19 protein-coding genes are annotated in these 17,223 nt (G+C 63.1%); 4 read left to right on the forward strand and 15 right to left on the reverse strand.

Going from position 1 to position 17,223, the window contains the following annotated elements:
• Positions 1-21: 21 nt before the first annotated feature.
• Positions 22-903: an alpha/beta fold hydrolase gene (locus GJ699_RS05500; RefSeq protein ID WP_154373866.1), complete on the reverse strand. Its 882-nt coding sequence runs from the start codon at positions 901-903 to the stop codon at positions 22-24.
• Positions 904-1,052: 149 nt separating this feature from the next.
• Here GJ699_RS05500 and GJ699_RS05505 point away from each other — a divergent pair, with 149 nt between their 5' ends.
• Positions 1,053-1,577: a gamma carbonic anhydrase family protein gene (locus tag GJ699_RS05505; RefSeq protein ID WP_154373868.1), complete on the forward strand. Its 525-nt coding sequence runs from the start codon at positions 1,053-1,055 to the stop codon at positions 1,575-1,577.
• A 4-nt stretch (positions 1,578-1,581) separates the two neighbouring features.
• The gene (hslO, locus tag GJ699_RS05510) at positions 1,582-2,541 is read left to right on the forward strand and encodes an Hsp33 family molecular chaperone HslO (protein ID WP_154373870.1); all 960 of its coding nucleotides are present in this window, start codon (positions 1,582-1,584) and stop codon (positions 2,539-2,541) included.
• A gap of 101 nt (positions 2,542-2,642) precedes the next feature.
• Here the strand turns inward: hslO and GJ699_RS05515 are convergent, their stop codons facing one another.
• A complete protein-coding gene (locus tag GJ699_RS05515) occupies positions 2,643-3,608 on the reverse strand; it encodes a bile acid:sodium symporter family protein (RefSeq protein WP_154374147.1) in 966 nt (321 codons plus the stop codon).
• Positions 3,608-3,919, reverse strand: coding sequence for a hypothetical protein (locus GJ699_RS05520; protein WP_154373872.1), 312 nt, complete (start codon positions 3,917-3,919; stop codon positions 3,608-3,610). Before GJ699_RS05520 ends, GJ699_RS05515 begins: the two co-directional genes overlap by 1 nt.
• Before the next feature lie 115 nt (positions 3,920-4,034).
• Here GJ699_RS05520 and GJ699_RS05525 point away from each other — a divergent pair, with 115 nt between their 5' ends.
• Both GJ699_RS05525 and GJ699_RS05530 read left to right on the forward strand, forming a co-directional pair.
• On the forward strand, positions 4,035-6,446 hold the full coding sequence (locus GJ699_RS05525; RefSeq protein WP_154373874.1) for a TonB-dependent receptor: 2,412 nt from the start codon (positions 4,035-4,037) through the stop codon (positions 6,444-6,446).
• A 110-nt stretch (positions 6,447-6,556) separates the two neighbouring features.
• A complete protein-coding gene (locus GJ699_RS05530) occupies positions 6,557-7,642 on the forward strand; it encodes a glycerophosphodiester phosphodiesterase (RefSeq protein ID WP_371867474.1) in 1,086 nt (361 codons plus the stop codon).
• A 7-nt stretch (positions 7,643-7,649) separates the two neighbouring features.
• Here the strand turns inward: GJ699_RS05530 and GJ699_RS05535 are convergent, their stop codons facing one another.
• The 12 genes from GJ699_RS05535 to ftsB form a co-directional block, all read right to left on the reverse strand.
• Entirely contained in the window at positions 7,650-7,952 is a 303-nt protein-coding gene (locus tag GJ699_RS05535; protein ID WP_154373877.1) for a type II toxin-antitoxin system RelE/ParE family toxin, read from the reverse strand.
• On the reverse strand, positions 7,952-8,173 hold the full coding sequence (locus GJ699_RS05540) for a hypothetical protein (protein ID WP_154373879.1): 222 nt from the start codon (positions 8,171-8,173) through the stop codon (positions 7,952-7,954). The genes GJ699_RS05535 and GJ699_RS05540 overlap by 1 nt, the downstream gene beginning before the upstream one ends.
• A 40-nt stretch (positions 8,174-8,213) precedes the next feature.
• Positions 8,214-9,392, reverse strand: a complete 1,179-nt coding sequence (locus GJ699_RS05545) for a ChuX/HutX family heme-like substrate-binding protein (protein WP_154373881.1) — start codon at positions 9,390-9,392, stop codon at positions 8,214-8,216.
• 10 nt (positions 9,393-9,402) lie between these two features.
• A complete protein-coding gene (locus tag GJ699_RS05550; protein ID WP_229261952.1) occupies positions 9,403-11,676 on the reverse strand; it encodes a TonB-dependent receptor domain-containing protein in 2,274 nt (757 codons plus the stop codon).
• Between the two features lie 234 nt (positions 11,677-11,910).
• Entirely contained in the window at positions 11,911-12,441 is a 531-nt protein-coding gene (locus GJ699_RS05555; RefSeq protein ID WP_154373885.1) for a gamma carbonic anhydrase family protein, read from the reverse strand.
• A gap of 11 nt (positions 12,442-12,452) precedes the next feature.
• Positions 12,453-13,235 (reverse strand): transporter substrate-binding domain-containing protein, encoded by a 783-nt coding sequence (locus tag GJ699_RS05560; RefSeq protein WP_154373887.1) that lies wholly within the window; start codon positions 13,233-13,235, stop codon positions 12,453-12,455.
• Positions 13,236-13,286: 51 nt separating this feature from the next.
• On the reverse strand, positions 13,287-13,922 hold the full coding sequence (locus GJ699_RS05565; RefSeq protein WP_154373888.1) for a glutathione S-transferase: 636 nt from the start codon (positions 13,920-13,922) through the stop codon (positions 13,287-13,289).
• Positions 13,919-14,620: an aspartate/glutamate racemase family protein gene (locus GJ699_RS05570; RefSeq protein WP_154373890.1), complete on the reverse strand. Its 702-nt coding sequence runs from the start codon at positions 14,618-14,620 to the stop codon at positions 13,919-13,921. Before GJ699_RS05570 ends, GJ699_RS05565 begins: the two co-directional genes overlap by 4 nt.
• A gap of 7 nt (positions 14,621-14,627) precedes the next feature.
• Positions 14,628-15,560 (reverse strand): L,D-transpeptidase family protein, encoded by a 933-nt coding sequence (locus GJ699_RS05575; protein WP_229261953.1) that lies wholly within the window; start codon positions 15,558-15,560, stop codon positions 14,628-14,630.
• A gap of 64 nt (positions 15,561-15,624) precedes the next feature.
• A complete protein-coding gene (locus GJ699_RS05580) occupies positions 15,625-16,023 on the reverse strand; it encodes a VOC family protein (protein WP_154373893.1) in 399 nt (132 codons plus the stop codon).
• 21 nt (positions 16,024-16,044) lie between these two features.
• Positions 16,045-16,860, reverse strand: coding sequence for a transporter substrate-binding domain-containing protein (locus GJ699_RS05585; RefSeq protein WP_154373895.1), 816 nt, complete (start codon positions 16,858-16,860; stop codon positions 16,045-16,047).
• Between the two features lie 3 nt (positions 16,861-16,863).
• The gene (gene ftsB, locus GJ699_RS05590) at positions 16,864-17,193 is read right to left on the reverse strand and encodes a cell division protein FtsB (RefSeq protein WP_154374151.1); all 330 of its coding nucleotides are present in this window, start codon (positions 17,191-17,193) and stop codon (positions 16,864-16,866) included.
• Positions 17,194-17,223: the final 30 nt, after the last annotated feature.

Here is a 17,223-nt window from a genome sequence, read left to right on the forward strand (position 1 = left end):
CATGTCTGAATCATACCTCGGCTAGGCGAGGAAGTCTTCTATCATTTTCGCCAGCTCGGCGGGCTGATCGTGGTGCAGCATATGGCCGGCGTCATACAGCATTTTCTTGGTGACATCGCGCAGATGGCCGAGGCGGCGCTCCAGCTCGACGCGGCCGGCCGGCTTGGCGCCCATCCAGTCCCACATATTGGTGTGGTCGGCCTCCACCCACAGCACCGGTGCCGTGATCGCCTGCCAGCACGCCATCACATCATCGACCTGATATGGCAGCGGGCTGGCCTGCTTGTGCACCGGATCGCCCAGGATTTCCCACTCGCCGGCCGCGTTCTGTTCCGACCAGTGCTGGGCCAGGAAGGCGGCCTTGTCGTCGCTCAGGCGCGGATTGGTCTTTTGCAGACGGGCGGCGACGGCGGCCTGAGTCGGATAGCCGCGCATTTCCGGCGGTGCCAGCAGGCTGTCCATCCACTTGGCGTAGCGGCCCGGCGCCTGCTCCGGTTTGGAGCCTTTGAGGCCGGCGCCCTCCAGATTGATCAGCTTGCGGATGCGCTCGGGGCGCGCGCCGGCATACAGGCCGACGATGTTGCCGCCCATGCTATGCCCCAGCAGATAGACCGCCTGATCCGGCGAATAATGGCGCAGGATCGCGTCCAGATCGGCCAGGTAGTCGGGGAACCAGTAAGTATCCAGGCCATTGCGCTGCGACAGGCCGAAACCGCGCCAGTCCGGCGCGATCACATGCCAGTCGCCCTTCAGCTCGTCGACCACGAACTGGAACGAGGCGCCGACATCCATCCAGCCGTGCATCATGAACAGCTTGGGCGCGCCCTCCCTGCCCCAGTGGCGGACATGGCAGCGCAGGCCACGGATGGTCAGGAATTCGGAACGGGACGGAGTGTGTGTCATGATGCGATCTACCTTGAAATTAACAGGGCCGGCGCCATATCCTAACCTTCGCGGCTGCCAGGCAAAATAATAGCACGACCGTTCGATAGCTGGGCAAACTAAAAGCCAGCGTAAAATAGCGCCATCCCACCGCACTCAACCAGGCCTCCATGTCTATTTATCAACTGGGCGATCACACGCCCGAGATTGCCGCATCGTCATTTGTTGCCGATACTGCCACTGTGATTGGCAAGGTCAGCCTGCACGAACATAGCTCGGTATGGTTTGGCGCCACGCTGCGCGGCGACAACGAACGGATTACCATCGGTGAAAACAGCAATGTACAGGAAGGCACGGTCATGCACACCGACATGGGCTATCCGCTGACCGTCGGGCGCAACGTCACCATCGGCCACCAGGCCATGCTGCATGGCTGCACTATCGGCGACGGCGCGCTGGTCGGCATTCAGGCCGTGATCCTGAATGGCGCCAAAATCGGCAAAGGCTGCCTGGTTGGGGCCGGCGCGCTGGTCACCGAGGGCAAGGAATTCCCCGACCACTCGCTGATCATCGGCGCCCCGGCCAAGGTCGCACGCGCGCTGACGCCGGAGGAAGTCGCCGCCCTGCAAGGCAGCGCCGACAGCTATGTCAAACGCGGCCAACTGTTCAAGACGCAACTCAAAAAGATTGGATAAAACAATGAGCAACACCCCCACTACCAGCCAGGACACCCTGCAGAAATTCATCTTCGACAACGCCACCGTGCGTGGCGAGCTGATCGACATCTCCGCCACCTGGCGCGAAGTGCAGGCACGGCACGCCTACCCGGCCCCGGTCAAAAAACTGCTGGGCCAGATGACCGCCGCCGCCGCGCTGCTGTCGGCCAATCTGAAATTCAACGGCTCCATCATCATGCAAATCCACGGCGATGGCCCGGTGCGCCTGCTGGTGGTCGAATGCGACGCCGAGCTGCGCCTGCGCGCCACCGCCAAGCTGAACCCGGATCTGCCGATCACCGACGACGCCAACCTGACCGACCTGCTGAACGCAAACGGCAAGGGCCGCTTCATCATCACCCTCGATCCGCTGGATAAAGTGCCGGGCCAGCAGCCATATCAAGGCATCGTGCCGCTGGACGGCGACGACGTCGCGACCGTCATCGAAAACTACATGCTGCGTTCGGAACAGCTGGACACCAAACTGTGGCTGGCGGCCGACGACACCGTCTCACGCGGCCTGCTGCTGCAAAAACTGCCGCACCATGGCGGCAAGGCCGAAGCCAACCCGGTCAGCGCCGACGACGCGCTGGAGACCTGGAACCGCGCCGTCATCCTCGGCTCGACGCTGAAGGAACAAGAGCTGCTGGAAACCGGCATTGACGTGCTGATCCAGCGCCTGTTCTGGGAAGAAACCATCCGCGTCTTCGACCCGGTGCATCCGCAATTCCATTGCAGCTGCACGCGCGAAAAAGTCGGCAACATGCTGAAGATGCTGGGGCAAGAAGAAATCGAAAGCGTGATTGCCGAACAAGGCCACGTCGGCGTCAACTGCGACTTCTGCGGCAAGCACTACGAATACGACAAAGTCGACTGCACCCAGCTCTTCGCCAGCAGCGCGCCAGTCGAAACCCTGCTCCCCGCCAGCGACGCCAAACACTAAAATGTCCACACTTCGGGGTCTGACCCCGAACAAGACATTACAGCGGGCGCGATGCAATGTCCACTTCGGGGTCTGACCCCGAAGTGGACACGAGGTGGGCATTAGCTCGGGTCTTTGGCGTAGCGCTGGGCGAGGACGGCGCAGACCATCAGTTGCAATTGGTGGAACAACATCAGCGGTAGCACTACGGCGCCCAGCGCGCCGCCGGCGAACAGGACTTTGGCCATCGGCACGCCGCTGGCCAGGCTTTTCTTGGAGCCGCAGAAGACAATCGCGATCCGGTCTTCGCGGTTGAAGCCGAGGCGGCGCGCGGCTTGCGCGCTGATCCCCATCACCAGCGCCAGCAACAGCACGTTGATGAGCATCAGGCCGGCCAACGTGCCCCACGATACCTGATGCCACAAGCCCTCCCCCACCGCTTCGCTGAACGCGGTGTACACCACCAGCAAAATCGAGCCCTGGTCGACCAGACGCGTCAGCGGCTTGTGCTTTTCCACCCAGGCACCAATCCAGCGTCGCGCCACTTGGCCGGCGATGAATGGCAGCAGTAGTTGCAAGGCAATCTGCAAGGCCGATTCCATCGGCGAACCGCCCGACATCTGCGCCGAGGTCAGCAAGCCCACCAGTACCGGTGTGATGAAGATGCCAAACAGGTTGGAGGCCGAGGCGCTGCAGATCGCCGCCGGCACATTGCCGCGCGCCGCCGCCGTGAAGGCGATCGACGATTGCACGGTGGACGGCAGCATGCACAGGAACAAAATGCCGAGATACAGATCCGGCGTCACGAGCGGCGTCAGCAGTGGTTTCAGCACCAGCCCCAACAACGGGAACAGCGCGAAGGTGCACAGCAGCACCAGCAGGTGCAATCGCCAGTGGGTGACGCCGGCGATCACCGCCTCGCGCGACAGCTTGGCGCCGTGCAGGAAGAACAGCAGCGATACCGCGACATGGGTGATGCCGTTGAAAATCACGGCGCCCTGGCCATGGCAGGGGAAGAAGCTGGCGGCGATCACGGTGACGATCATCGCCAGCGTGAAGTTATCTGGCAAAAAACGGGGACGTTGCATCATTTAGGACATTTCACTTCCAGCACATCAATCGCGCCGACGGTTTTAGCGGACGTGGTGCTGCGGACGATGTCCACCCGCTCCACGCAGTTTTTCTGGACCAGGCGCTCATAGGTGCGGGTGCACGCAATGATGGCATCGCTGCCGCTGCCGGCGTTGCAGTAGAAGCCCTCGGCCTGCATGCGCACCAGCGCCTGCTCCAGCGGCATGCCGGGCTGGATGGTCTGGGTGACGAAGTGCCCCAGCCGCGACTGGTCGACCGCGCAAGCGGCCAGCGCCAATGGCAAGACTGCCAACAAAAATCTCTGCATCGTAGCGATCTCCTTATTTCCAGACAGCAGTTTAACGCATTGCGCGTCGTCATCACCCGGTCACACTCGGCCCCTATGATGCGCAGCGTTATTCATCCCATAACCTGGACAAAACATGAACAAGAAATTCTCCGCCGTGTGCTTCGCCGCGCTGAGCTTCCCGATGCTGGCCATGGCCGCCAATGTCGCCGCCGCCGTTGCTGACATGGCTAACACTCCGGCCGCCGCCACCGCCACTGCCGCTGCCGCCGATACCGCGCCGGAAGTCGAAGCCGCCGCCGCCGCGCCGATCGCCACGGTGGAAGTCGCCACCCGCAAGACCCGCTCTTCGGTAGAGCTGGGGAAGAGCGAAATGCAAAAGATCCTGCCGGGCATCAACCCGCTGAAGGCGCTGCAAACCCTGCCGGGCGTCAGCTTCCAGACCGCCGACCCGTGGGGCAATAACGAACAGAATCTGTCGCTGTTCATCCACGGCTTCAGCGGACAGCAACTGGGCTATACGATGGACGGCGTGCCGCTGGGCGATCAGCAATATGGCAACTACAACGGCCTGTCGCCACAGCGCGCCATCACCAGCGAAAACGTCGGCAGCGTGATCCTGTCGTCGGGCGCCGGCGACCTGGCCACCGCGTCGACCAGCAACCTGGGCGGCACCATCGAGACCTTCTCCAGCAACCCGCTGCCGAACCGCAACGTCGCGGTGCAACAGACCGTCGGCAGCTACAAGACCTCGCGCAGCTACGTGCGCTACGACACGGGCAACTTCGGCAACGGCAACAGCGCCTACATCTCGGCCGTGCACCACGAGCAAAAAGCCTGGGATTTCAACGGTCGCCAGGGCGGCGACCAGGTCAACGCCAAGTGGATCAACAACGGCGACAACGGCAAGCTGACCGTCTACTTCGCGTATTCGGACAAGATCGAGCCGAACGAGGACGCCACCGTGCGCTCGGCCACCGAGAAATACCAGCCTTACACCCGTCCGTTCACCTATCCTAACTTCCAGCAGGCGCTGAGCTATCTGTCGTCGACCGGCGCCACGCCCACCGCCGATGGCAATAACTACCGCAACTACTACAGCGATGCGCAGCGTACCGACTATCTGACCTACGCCAAGTACGACTGGAACCTGAGCGACAACACCACCTGGTCCAACCAGGTCTACTACCACACCGATGACGGCGTCGGCGTGGTAGCGGGTCCGATCGGCGTGGCCGGCCTGCCGGCACTGTTCTCGGTCTACTTCCCGGGCCAGGATCTGAAACAAGTGTTCGGCAATTCCGGCTACGCGGTGCGCACCACCGAATACGCCATCCACCGCAGCGGCTGGCAATCGACCTTGCGCAGCGAGATCGGCAACCACACGCTGCAGGCCGGCCTCTGGCTGGAGCACAACCGCTCGTCGGCGTATCGCCGCTGGTATGCGCTGGATGTGAACAATCCAACCTCGCCGTACGACCGTCCAAGCAACCCGCTGATCACCCAGTACGGCAGCGAGATCGACAACAAAGTGGCTCAGCTGCACGTGCAGGATGAATGGCATCTGCGTCCAGACATGACGCTGCAGGCCGGCTTCAAATCGAGCCTGCAGTTTGCCGATGGCCAGTTCCCGGTGCAACCGAAAAACGGCGCCATCGCCAACTCGACCGCGCTGCCGGTCGGCACCATCGACACCAAGAAATGGTTCCTGCCGCAGATCGGTGGCCGCTGGGACATCACCGCGCAAGATCAGGCATTCTTCAACGTGCAGAAGAACATGCGCCAGTTCGTGACCTACGGTGGTGGCGGCGTCTCGCCATGGAGTCTGTCGAACCAGGCCGCGTTCGACCTGTTCAAGAAAACCGCGAAGCCGGAAACCTCGATCACCTACGAAGCCGGCCTGCGCAGCAGCCATCAACTGGACGCCGGCGCGCTGACCGCGTTTGACAGCCAGCTGAACTTCTACCACGTCGACTTCAAAGATCGCCTGCTGCAGATCAGCCCGACCTCGGTGATCACCTCTATCATCGGCGGCAACCTGGCGGTGCTGACCAACGTTGGCAGCGTCAAGACCAACGGCGTCGACTTCTCCGGCACGCTGCACTTCGGCCGCAACTTCTCGCTGTACAACGCGCTGTCGTACAACGATTCCAAGTACGACGACAACTACGCCAGCGGCACCACCACCGTACAAACCGCCGGCAAGAAAGTACCGGGCAGCCCGGAGTGGATGGATAAATTTGTCGCCAGCGCCACCGTGGCCGACACCGAGTTCCAGCTGATCGGCGACTACGTCGGCAAGCGCTACGCCACCTACACCAACGATCTGTGGGTGAAGAGCTACTTCCTGATGAGCCTGGGCGTATCGGGCAAGCTGCCATTCCTGAACGGCGGCTGGGTGAAGAACGCGCGCTATCGCGTCAACGTCACCAATCTGGCCAATCGCGAGGGTGATCTGCAGGTAGTGGTCGGGGCCGCCAGCGGCACGTACAATACCTATCCAATTCCTCCACGTCAGGGCTTCCTGACTTTGATGGCCGACTTCTGATGAACGCACTTTATTTACCCAAGCGGCTATCGCGCCGCGGCTTTATCCAAACTGCGGCGGTTGCGGCCGGTGCCTCGCTGATCCTGCCGGGCGCGGCGCAAGCGGCGGCCATGCTGGCTGCTTCCGCGCCGGCCACGCCCGACCTGTCCGGCATGCCGGGCGTCGGCGCGGTCGGCGTTGGTCCGGCGCGGCCACTGGTGTTCGGCCATCGCGGTTCCAGCGCGCTGCGTCCGGAACACACGCTGGCCTCGTACGCCAAGGCGATTGCCGATGGCGCCGACTACGTCGAACCGGATCTGTGCAGTACCAAGGACGGCGTGCTGGTGGCGCGCCACGAAGCCTTCCTGAGCGAGACCACCGACATCGCCAGCCATCCCGAGTTCGCCAGCCGCAAAACGCGCAAGACCATCGACGGCGAAACCCACGAAGGCTGGTTCGTCGACGACTTCACGCTGGCCGAACTGAAAACGCTGCGCGCGGTGGAGCGGATCCCGCAATACCGTCCGGGCAGCGCGCAGTACAACGGCATGTATCAAGTGGTGACGTTTGAAGAAATCATCGACTTCGTCGCGGCGGAGGCGGCAGCGCGCGGACGCATCATCGGCATCGTGCCGGAGCTGAAGCACTCGACCTATTTCGCCAGCGTCGGCCTGCCGCTGGAGGACCGCTTCCTGGCCATCCTCGGCGCGCACGACTATACCCGGCGCAACCAGGTGGAAATCCAATCGTTTGAAGTGGCCAACCTGAAATACCTGCGTGGCAAGCTGGGGCGCCGTGCCAATCTGCGCTTGATGCAATTGGTCATCGGCGAAAACGTGCGTCCGATGGACGTCGCGGCCGCCGGCGGCACACTGACCTTCGCGCAGATGTGCACCCCGGCCGGCATGAAAGACATCGCCCAGTACGCCGACGTCATCGCCCCGCCGACGCGCTCGGTGATCCCGCTGAAAAAAGACGGCTCGCTGGATCAGGTCGCCTCGTTTGTCGACGACGCCCATCGGGCGGGCTTGCGAGTGGAACCATGGACCTTCCGTCCCGAGAACCACTTCCTGGCCGCCGACTTCCGCAACAACGCAGGCGACGCCGCGCGCAACGAAGCCGGCTCCATCGCCGAAATGAAACGCTACATCGCCACCGGCATCGACGGCTTCTTCACCGACGACCCCGCCCTGGGCCGCGCCGCCCTCGGCGCCTGACTGCGTATCAAACCGGCGGCTTGCCGCCGCGGCTGGTGTGCCACAACGCCAGCACATCTACCGCGTCCACCCGGACGCGGTAGTACAAATGATGATGAATTTTAGCCAGATGAATTCGTCTCACGCCACTTAACCGCGCATTCCGCGCCAATGCGCCCAGATGTGGCTGGACCGCCAGCAGCGCAAAAGCGCGTTCAAGCTCGACAACGACAGCATCTGGAGCCGCCGGCCGATTCCGCGACCACCAAGCAGCAGCTCGTGTAATCTGCGCTGCCGCGCGATGGGTGATGTGGATGGAATAGGCGGGCATCAGGTTTGCGGGCGCAAACTCTTGAGTAGTTCCGATGCAGGTATAGTCTCGCCGTGATCTGCCTCGGCTGCGGACGCCAGCAATTCCGCTTCCTGCTCGACGCTCAGTTCAAAGGAATCGCTGTCCTCTCTGGAAAATACAGTCACAGTGGCGCCCTCGTCGAAGGGCATGTCTTCAACGACAATCTGACCGGCTACTATCTTTCCACTGGTGATCTTCATGGAAAAATAGTAGCCCTTAACACCTAACAAGTCAAAACAATCAACGGCTGGCCTGGTTGGCGGCGTCGGCTTTTGGCAGGGCGGCGGTGAGGTCGATCCAGGCTTGCGGGATCGGATGCTCTTTGCTGCGCACGCCGAAGAAGCTGATGACTTCGTTACCGTCTTTGTCGTAGAACTCGACGTCAACCACGCCGGCGCGCTTGACGATGTAGCCGTTGACGAAGGCGCTGTCACGCAGGTGCAGGTTGAATTCCGGGTCCAGCACGTTGAAGTAGCCGCCCGCTTCCTGCACTTTGTTGATCTTGCCGCTGAAGATCTGGATGGTCGAGCTGTTGCCCAGGAAGGCCATGATTTCAACCTGCTGCTTGGCCGCCTGCTCCAGCAACTGACGCACCGCTTTCGGATCGATACGCTGCACTTTGTCGACTGGCCCCAGACGCAGACCCTGCTCGCGCGTCACGCCAAATTCGGTCAGCAGACGATTGAACTGGTGCACGTCGTTGATTTCATTCCACGCCAGCTGGAATTCTTTGACGTCCACCGCGCTGTCCGGCTTCGCTGCCGGCTTGACCGGCGCCGCCGCCACTTTCAGGTCGGCGCTCTGCACCGGATTGCGGAAGTCGGCCACGATTTTGTCGAACACGGCCACACCGGCGTCGCTCTTCACGTACACCTTGTGCGCGGCATTGCCGCTCTGGTCGAAGAATTGCAGGCTGCGCGACACGGCGCCATCCTTGCCCGGCTGGGCAACGGCAAACGCGTACTTCCAGTTCTTGAAGGTGAAGCGCAGGTCGATTTCGCCGCCCAGATAACCGCCGGCGATGTTGCGCAGGCGCGCTTCGCGTTCTTTCTCTTTGTCGGCGTCGAGGCCGGCCACTTCTTCCTGCTGCTTCAGGCGCGAGGCGACGCCGGTGCGCTCCAGCACGCCGTTATCGTTGCGGGTCAGCGCCAGGACCTTGCCCAGGTCCAGCGCGCGGCGCATGATTTCGCGCGGCACGGTATCGCCTTCCTGCAGGCGGGTCACGGTCTTGCCGATGCCGGTCGAGGCCAGCAATTCTGCTTCCGATACGTTCAGCTTGGCGGCGGCATCGCGGAACGCCAGCTTGGGTTGCTCGGCGCGCAGCGCGTCGTAGCGTTCTTGCAGACTGGCGGCACCCGCAGGCAGCGACATCAGCAAGGCGCTGCTCAGCGCCAGGGCAAATCGGTGGTGGGTTTTCATGGCTAGCTCCTTAGTAAATCACTTTGAGGTTGAAGGCGTAATTGCGGCCGGCGCGGGCCTGGCGTTCGATGTCGGCCAGCGTGGCGGCGGTGGTGGCGGCCGGCAGCGTGCGCGACGAGGCGTAGTCCCAGTACTTCTTGTCGCTCAGGTTGTAGACGCCACCGCTCAGCACCACGTGCTTGCTGATGTTCCAGTAGGCGGTCAGGTCGAACACGGTATTGCCCGGCACGTAGAAGGTGCTGGTGGTGGAACCCGAGATGACGTCGCTGCTGCCACGCTTGCCGCGCACGGTGCTGGTGGTGAAGGCGGCGCCGCCGCGCAGCGCCGGATCGTCATAGGCGAAAGTGGCGTTGGCTTTGTACGGCAGTACCGATGGCAGGTCGCCCTTCTTGCCGGTGCTGGTGTTTTCCGCCGTGCCCTTGGAGGCGCCAGCCGCCAGGTTCACGCTGTAACCCTTCATGCCCGGCAGCCACTGGCCCAGCGCGAAGCGCGAGCTGGCCTCAATGCCGTAGATGTTGGCCTTGCCGATGTTTTCAGGACGGTACAGACCGTAGGTGATGGTCGGGTAGTTGACCGGGTCCGCCGCCTGCGTCACGTATTCGATGAAGTTGTTGTAGCGGGTGTCAAACACCGAGGTGCTCATTTCGATGCCGGCGGTCGGCGTGCCTTTCAGGCCCAGCTCGAAGGCGTTGCTGGTTTCCTTTTTCAGATTGGCGTTGCCCAGCACCGCGTAACCGTTGCCGGTGCCGGTGTAGCTGAACGAATCGTAGGTGCCGGTCAGTTCGGCCGCGGTCGGCACGCGGGTGCCACGGGTGTACTGCGCATAGGCGTTGAAATCCTTGCTCAGTTCGACCGACAGGTTCAGGCTCGGCGTGAAGAAGTTGTAGGTGTGTTCGGTCAATTCGCTGGCCGCGCCGGACACCGCCACCGCGTAGTTCTGCAGATTCTGCGGCGTCAACTTGCGGTGGTCGCCGCGCAGCGCCGGGGTCAGCGTGGCCTGGTGGCCGCCCAGCGTGAAGCTGTAGTCGCCACGCACATAGGCGGCGAACTTGTCGGTGTCCATGTCGGCCATGCGGCTCTTGGTGGTGTACTGATGGGCGCCGGTGGCCACCACGGTGCGGTCCTCGGTCCACGGACGGCTGCTCTGCTGCATCTCGTACGACAGGCCGTAGCTCAGCAGCACGCTGCCCAGCTGCTTGGTCGCATCCGACGCCATGCCCTGGCTGTCGTTGTAGTAGCCGGTGTTGATGTTGCGGAGGTAGTTCTGGCCGCCGCTGACGTACTTGGCGTTGGTCACGTCAGCCACGGTGGAATTCTGCGTGTAGAACTTGGTGTCCAGCGTATCGAACAACGCAAAGCCGGTCGGCGACCATTGGTGCTCGATGCTGTAGCGGTTGCGTTCGGTCCGCGAGTTCATGGTGGTGCCGGCCGGGTACAGCGTGCTGGTCTTGTTGGTGTAGACGCGGTCGTGATACGCCTTGTAGGTGTCGACGGTGAAGTTCAGCTTCTGGCCCGGTGCGATGGTCCAGTTCAGCTTGGCCAGCAGCGCGTCCGAATCCCAGTCGTCCGGGTTCAGCGGTGCGCTACCCTTGGTTTCGCCCTCGTCGCCGCTGCGGTGCACCGCCACGATCAGCGCCTTCAGGCTGTCGTTGATCTGTACCGCGCCGGTGACGGCGTTCATGCGCTCGCCCTTGTCCGAGGCGTAGCCGAACTTGTAGTCGGCGTAGACCTTGCGGCCATCGTACAGATAGTCTTCCGGCGACTTGGTGACGAACGACACCGAACCACCCAGGCCTGGCGTGCCGCGCCCGGCCGGGCTGGCGCCGGAACCGATGCTGACTTCGCGGAAGGTTTCCGGATCAAAGTAATCGCGGCCGATGCCGAAGGCGTTCATCGAGGTCGCATCCGGTTTCGGCGCGGCGTCCGGCAGTGAGATGCCGTCCAGTTCCATGCTGACGCGGTTGCCTTCAACGCCGCGAATATTGAAACCGCTGTTGCCCGAGCTATCCCACACACTGCCGCTGCCGCTGGCGCCGGCCGGGGCGCTGATCAGCGGCGAGTAGCGCGCGATGTTCAGCATGTCGATGGCGTTGTTCTGCTCCAGCTGACGGCTGTTGATGACGGTGGTGCTGCCGTTGCGGGTGTTGCTGGCGTCGTCGCGCTTGGCCTGGACCAGGATTTCGCCCAGCGCGCCGGCCGAGTTGGTGGAGCTGTCTTGCGCAAACGTCGGCAGGGCAACCGCGCCCAGCATGACCAGCAGTGCGGAACGGACGTGAAGAGACAAAGGCGCGGCCTGGTGCCGGGCGCCCGTATGGGTAGCGACCATAGTTATCCAAGAAGAGAGAAAGTTGAACGGCTGGCTCTCGAAACGGATACGATCGCTGGCAAAGAACGCATCTTATCAATAATGATTCTCATTTACAAGGGCTGTTGCCAAGATTAGCAAATCAGCCACAGTAAATTGGAATCCCTATCTCCGCCCCCAGCCCGGCGTTACTGGCGGCCTGGCGCGCCTGAGTCAGGCGCCCAGGTAGTTGTTCTTGACCCGCACGTAGTGCTCGGCCGAATACTTCAGATAGGCGATTTCTTCCGGCGTCAATGCGCGCACCTTGGCGGCCGGACGGCCGACGTACAGGTGGCCGCTCTCCAGCACCTTGCCCGGCGGGACCAGGCTGCCGGCTCCCACCATCACCTGATCCTGCACCACCACATCGTCCATGATGATGGTGCCCATGCCGATCAGACATTCATTGCCGATGGTGCAGCCGTGCAGCATGGCCTGGTGGCCGATGGTGACGTAGTCGCCAATGATCAGCGGCGAGCCGTCGGGCTTGGCGGCGTTCTTGTGCGAGACGTGGCACATGGCGAAGTCCTGCACATTGGTGCAGTTGCCGATGACGATGCGGTTGACGTCGCCACGCAGCACGGTGTTGCACCAGATCGAGCAATCCTTGCCGACAGTGACATCGCCGATCACGCTGGCGGTTTCGTGCAGGTACAAACCCTCGCCCAGTTGCGGCGTGGTGTTCAGGTAGGAAGAAACGGGCATTCAGGACATCCTTATTTGCGGGAGTATTTGGCCAGCATGGCGGCCAGGTCGGTCTGATGGGTGGCCATCCAGGTCCAAGCCGCTTCCACCTGCTCGCGGTGCGCGGCGTAGTAGGCTGGGTTGGTGGCCAGCCAGATATTACTGCTGAATAGCGGCATGCGCAGCCGCACCACGTCGTTGCCATAGCGCTCGGCGATGGCCTGGTCCATATCGGTCACGGCGCCCACCGTCAGCGCGACGCCGTCGACACGGTTGAGCCTGAGCTTGCCGATATTGCGCTCCAGGTCGCGCGCACCGTCGTCAACGCGGATGCCGGCGTCGCGCAGCGCATCGGCGTATGGCGCGCCGTAGGGCACGCCGATCACCCTGCCCTGGAAATAGCGTGGCGTGACCACATCGGGCGACAGTTGGTCGGCGGCGCGCACCAGCACAATGATGTTGGTGTGCACCGCGCGACTGCGGTCCAGCGCGCCGTTACGGTCGCGCGGCAGCACGATTTCGGACGGCAGGTCGGCGCGTTCTTCGATCGGCACATAATCGATCTCGCCAGCCTGCAGCGCCACCCGCAGCCGCGTGGTGGGCATGCGCACCAGTTGCACCGGACAAGGAATGACTGCGGCGGCGGTGGCACGCAGGAAGTCGACGCCGAGGCCGGGCGGATCCGGGATCTCGGTGCCGCTGCCCAGCCAGTAAGGTGGCCGCGCCTGGTCGATATAGCCGATGCGCACCGTTGGGCATGGCGCGGCCTGGGCAACGGCGGCGCAGCACAACAGCAGGGCAAACAGAACGCGCATGGCAGTAGTCGAAGAAGTGATGACAAACCGCCATTATAAGCGCGCCCGTCGCTAGACGACGGGATAGGTGCCGTCGCCGTGTGGCGCGGCGCGGAATTCCGGCAACGCCTCAGCCGCAGCCGAGTAGGCGGCCAGCACTGGATAGGCATCGGCCGGCACCGCGTCCGGAATCATCTGTTGGATGAAATGCCAGGTCACGGCTTGCATCACGCCAGGCGGCGACATGGCGGCGCTGGTGGCTTCCAGCGGCTGACGTTGCTGCTCGGCTTCCAGCACATCCAGTGCGGCGCGCAATTGCAGGATCACGCGGTCGGCCCAGGGCTGATGCAGCTTCTCGGCCGGACGCACATTGCGCTCGTACACCAGTTGCACCGCCTTGTCGCAGGCCGCCAGCGACAATCCCAGCAGACGCTGCGAGCGCAGCAGCTCGGTCGGCATGGTCGGGGTGCGGCGCGCCGATGGGCGGGCGATGGCTTCGGCGTATTGCAGGATCAGGGTGGAATCCATCAGCACCTCGCCGTCGTCGTCGACCAAGGTCGGCGCCTTGACCACCGGATTGATCTGGCGGAATTGCTCAAAGGTGCTGAACACCGACAACGATTGATGCTCGAACTTCAGGCCCAGCATCTGCAGCGAAATCGCCACCCGTCGCACGTAAGGGGAATCCAGCATGCCGATCAGTTTCATATTTTCTCCTCAAGTGCCCAAAGCGCGGCACGATGCGCGTGAATTGCGGTGGTATCGAACAGCGGCACGGCGGCATCCTGCTGCGTCACCAGCAGCGAGATTTCCGTGCAGCCCAAAATGACGGCCTGCGCGCCCTGCGCCACCAGGTCGGCGATGATACGACGATAGGCGTCGCGCGAGCTGTCGACAACGCGGCCCAGGCACAGCTCGTCGTAAATGATGCGATGGACGATATCGCGATCGTCTGCGGCGGGCACCACTACGTCAAGGCCGTGCCGCTCGCGCAAGCGCTCCTTGTAAAACGCCTGCTCCATGGTAAAGCGCGTGCCCAGCAGGCCAACTTTGCGCAGGCCGGCACGCTGGATCTCTCCGGCGGTCGGGTCGGCAATATGGAATAGCGGAATGCACACCGCCGCCTCGATCGCCGGCGCCACCTTGTGCATGGTATTCGTGCACAGCACGATGAAATCGGCGCCGGCGGCCTGCACGGCGCGCGCCGCGTCGGCCATCATCGCGCCGGCCGCGCCCCAGTCACCGGCATGCTGCAGGCGCTCGACTTCGTGAAAATCGACGCTGACCAGCACGACCTTGGCCGAGTGCAGCCCGCCCAGTTCGCGCTTGACGGTTTCGTTGACGACGCGGTAATAAGGCACCGTGGATTCCCAGCTCATGCCGCCTATCAGTCCTATGGTTTTCATGCGTTCCTTACGATTGCATCAGCACGGTCGCGCCGCGCGTCACGGCGCGGACCACTTGCATCACGTCCCAGTTGGTCAGACGCACGCAGCCGTGGGATTGGGTCTTGCCTATCTTACCCGGTTCCGGTGTGCCATGGATGCCGTAGTGCTCGATGCTCAGCTCGATCCACGCCAGCCCGACCGGGTTGTTGGGACCGCCGGCGATGCGGGCCTTGGCGTCGCCGGCCTTGGCGTCCCAGAACAGCTTGGGGTTGTAGCGGTACTCGGGATTGGTGGCCACGCCCATCACCTGGAAGCGCCCTTCCGGCAGCGGATCGTGCTTGCTGCCGGTGCTGGCCGGGAATTGCGCAAACGGCGTGCCGCTCGCGTCCAGCAAGGTCAGCGTGCCCTCCTTGGCATCGACCAGCAAGGAAGCCGCCTTCGGCAGCGGCTTGATGATGGCCACGTTCGGCACCAGCAATTGCTCGCCGGCGCGCTTCATCGTCTTGCCGGGATTCAGACGCCGCAGCAGCTCGGGACTGGCGTGAAAGCGCTCGCCCAATGCTTCGCCCAGACTGGCATAGCCCAGCGCTGGCAGCTTGGCCTTGCCGGCCATGTCGGAAGGTATCGCCAGATACGGCCCGGCCACATCCTGCGCGGTCAGCGTGTAGACCGTCAGCACCGGCTCCTGATCGCGCTCCAGCTCCTTCCATGTGGCGGCATCGACCTCGCCGCTGACCTTCAATTGGCGCAGCTTCTGGAAGCCGCGGATGGCCTGACGCAGGCCGCTGCCATAGGCCGCATCCATCTCGCCGGGGGAAAAATGCGCGCGGTCCAGCAGCACTTGCGCGCGCAGTACATTCGGACCGCTGGTTTTGGGCAGCACCGGCCTGGCGCGCTGTGCCGCATTCAGGGTGTCGGCGGCCGACAAGGCCGGCTCGGCGGCATCAGCGCCAGCCATCGCCAGCATTAAAGCAAGGAATAAAGCTCTCAAACCAGACTCGGATAAAACCAGGGAGCTTATTCTAGCTTACAGGCGCAGGGATTTGCTGTGCCACTTCCCAACTGTGTCCGGCGGGATCGACGAAATTCAAGGTGCGCATGCCCCACGCGCGGTCGATCGGGCCTTGCAGTATGGTCACGCCACGCTTTGCGAGATGCGCGGCCACCGCGTCCACATCCGGCACCCAGATGCTGATCTGAAAGCGCGACCCGGCATCGCGTGGAGCCACCACGCCGGGCGCGATGATTTCTGGCGCATGGGCCACCTGCAGCAGATTGATCAACACGCTGTCGAATTTAACCACGGCACAATTGTCGTCCTCGTAGACGACCGGGACATCGAATACGTCCACATAGAACACCCTGGCGGCGGGCAGGTCTTCGACAAACAGGCTGATGGCGCTAAGATGCTTGAGAGACATATCAGACCCTTTCGGTTCACATCAATCGTTCTTGCGGTACTTCTGCATCACATAGCCGAGCCGGCTGCGGTGCTGGTCCAGCCAGGTCCACAGCGCTTCGCATTGCTTGGGGTGGGCGTGGTAGTAAGCGTCGTTGAACGCCAGCCAGACGCGGATGTTCAGCAGCGGCTGCGGCAGTTGTTCGATCTCGCCTTTGTACTTGGCCAGCGTCTGCTTCAGATGGGCCGGTGCCACCGCCGCCACCACCACGCCGTCGACCCGGCCCAGCTTCAGCTTTTCGATATTGCGGTCGAGGTCGCGCGCGCCGTCGTCCAGGGTCAGGCCGGCCTCGCGCAGGCGCGGCGCATAGCTGTTGCCTTGGGTGATGCCCAGTGTCTTGCCCTTGAAGTATTGCATCGGCTGGGTACTGGCCGGCAGCTTGTCCTTGCTGCGCACCAGTACCAGCACCTGATTGTGCAGCGCGCGCGCCAGATCGATATTGCCGGCCTTGTCGCGCGGCAGGGCGATCTCGGCCGGGTAGTAGCTCAGCTCACCCAGCGGTGCCAGATCGATGTCGCCATTGGCCAGCGCCAGCCGGATGCGCGCCACCGGCAGCCGCACCCAGGTCGGCATGCAGGGACCGAAGCCGGAGCCCTGCACCGCGTCGCGGATCAGGTCCACCGCCGCGCCGGGCGGATCGGGCACTTTGTCGCCCTCGCCCAGCCAGTAAGGCGGCCGGTTCTGGTCCATATAGCCGACGCGGATCGGCACGCACTCGGCCGCGCTGGCGCGCCACGGCAGCGCCAGGGTCGCAAGCAGCGCCAGCATCAGCAACAGCCCCGCGCGCAAGCTGTTCATGGTTTAGTGTTCGGGATGTTCGGCCGGCTTGGGCGCCAGCGGTGCAAGAGCGGCGGCTTGTCCCTTGCCGACGATTTGCACGAAGATTTCGTTTTGCTTGATCATGCTGAGCTCGTAGCGAGCCCGTTCTTCGACCGCGCCGGTGCCGTCCTTGAGGTCGCGCACTTCGGAGTCGAGCTTGGCGTTGCGGGCGATCAGTTCCGCGTTCTTGCGGTGGGCGTCATCCACCTGCGTCTCGAAATCCTTGACGCGCAGCCAGCCGCCCTTCCCCAGCCACAGTGGGTACTGGATCAGCAGCAGCAGGAAAGTCAGGCCAAGAGTAATCAGACGCATCATTCAAAAGCGGCCGGATTGCTCCGGCCG

Source organism: Duganella guangzhouensis, assembly GCF_009674535.1.
Lineage (GTDB): Bacteria > Pseudomonadota > Gammaproteobacteria > Burkholderiales > Burkholderiaceae_D > Rugamonas > Rugamonas guangzhouensis.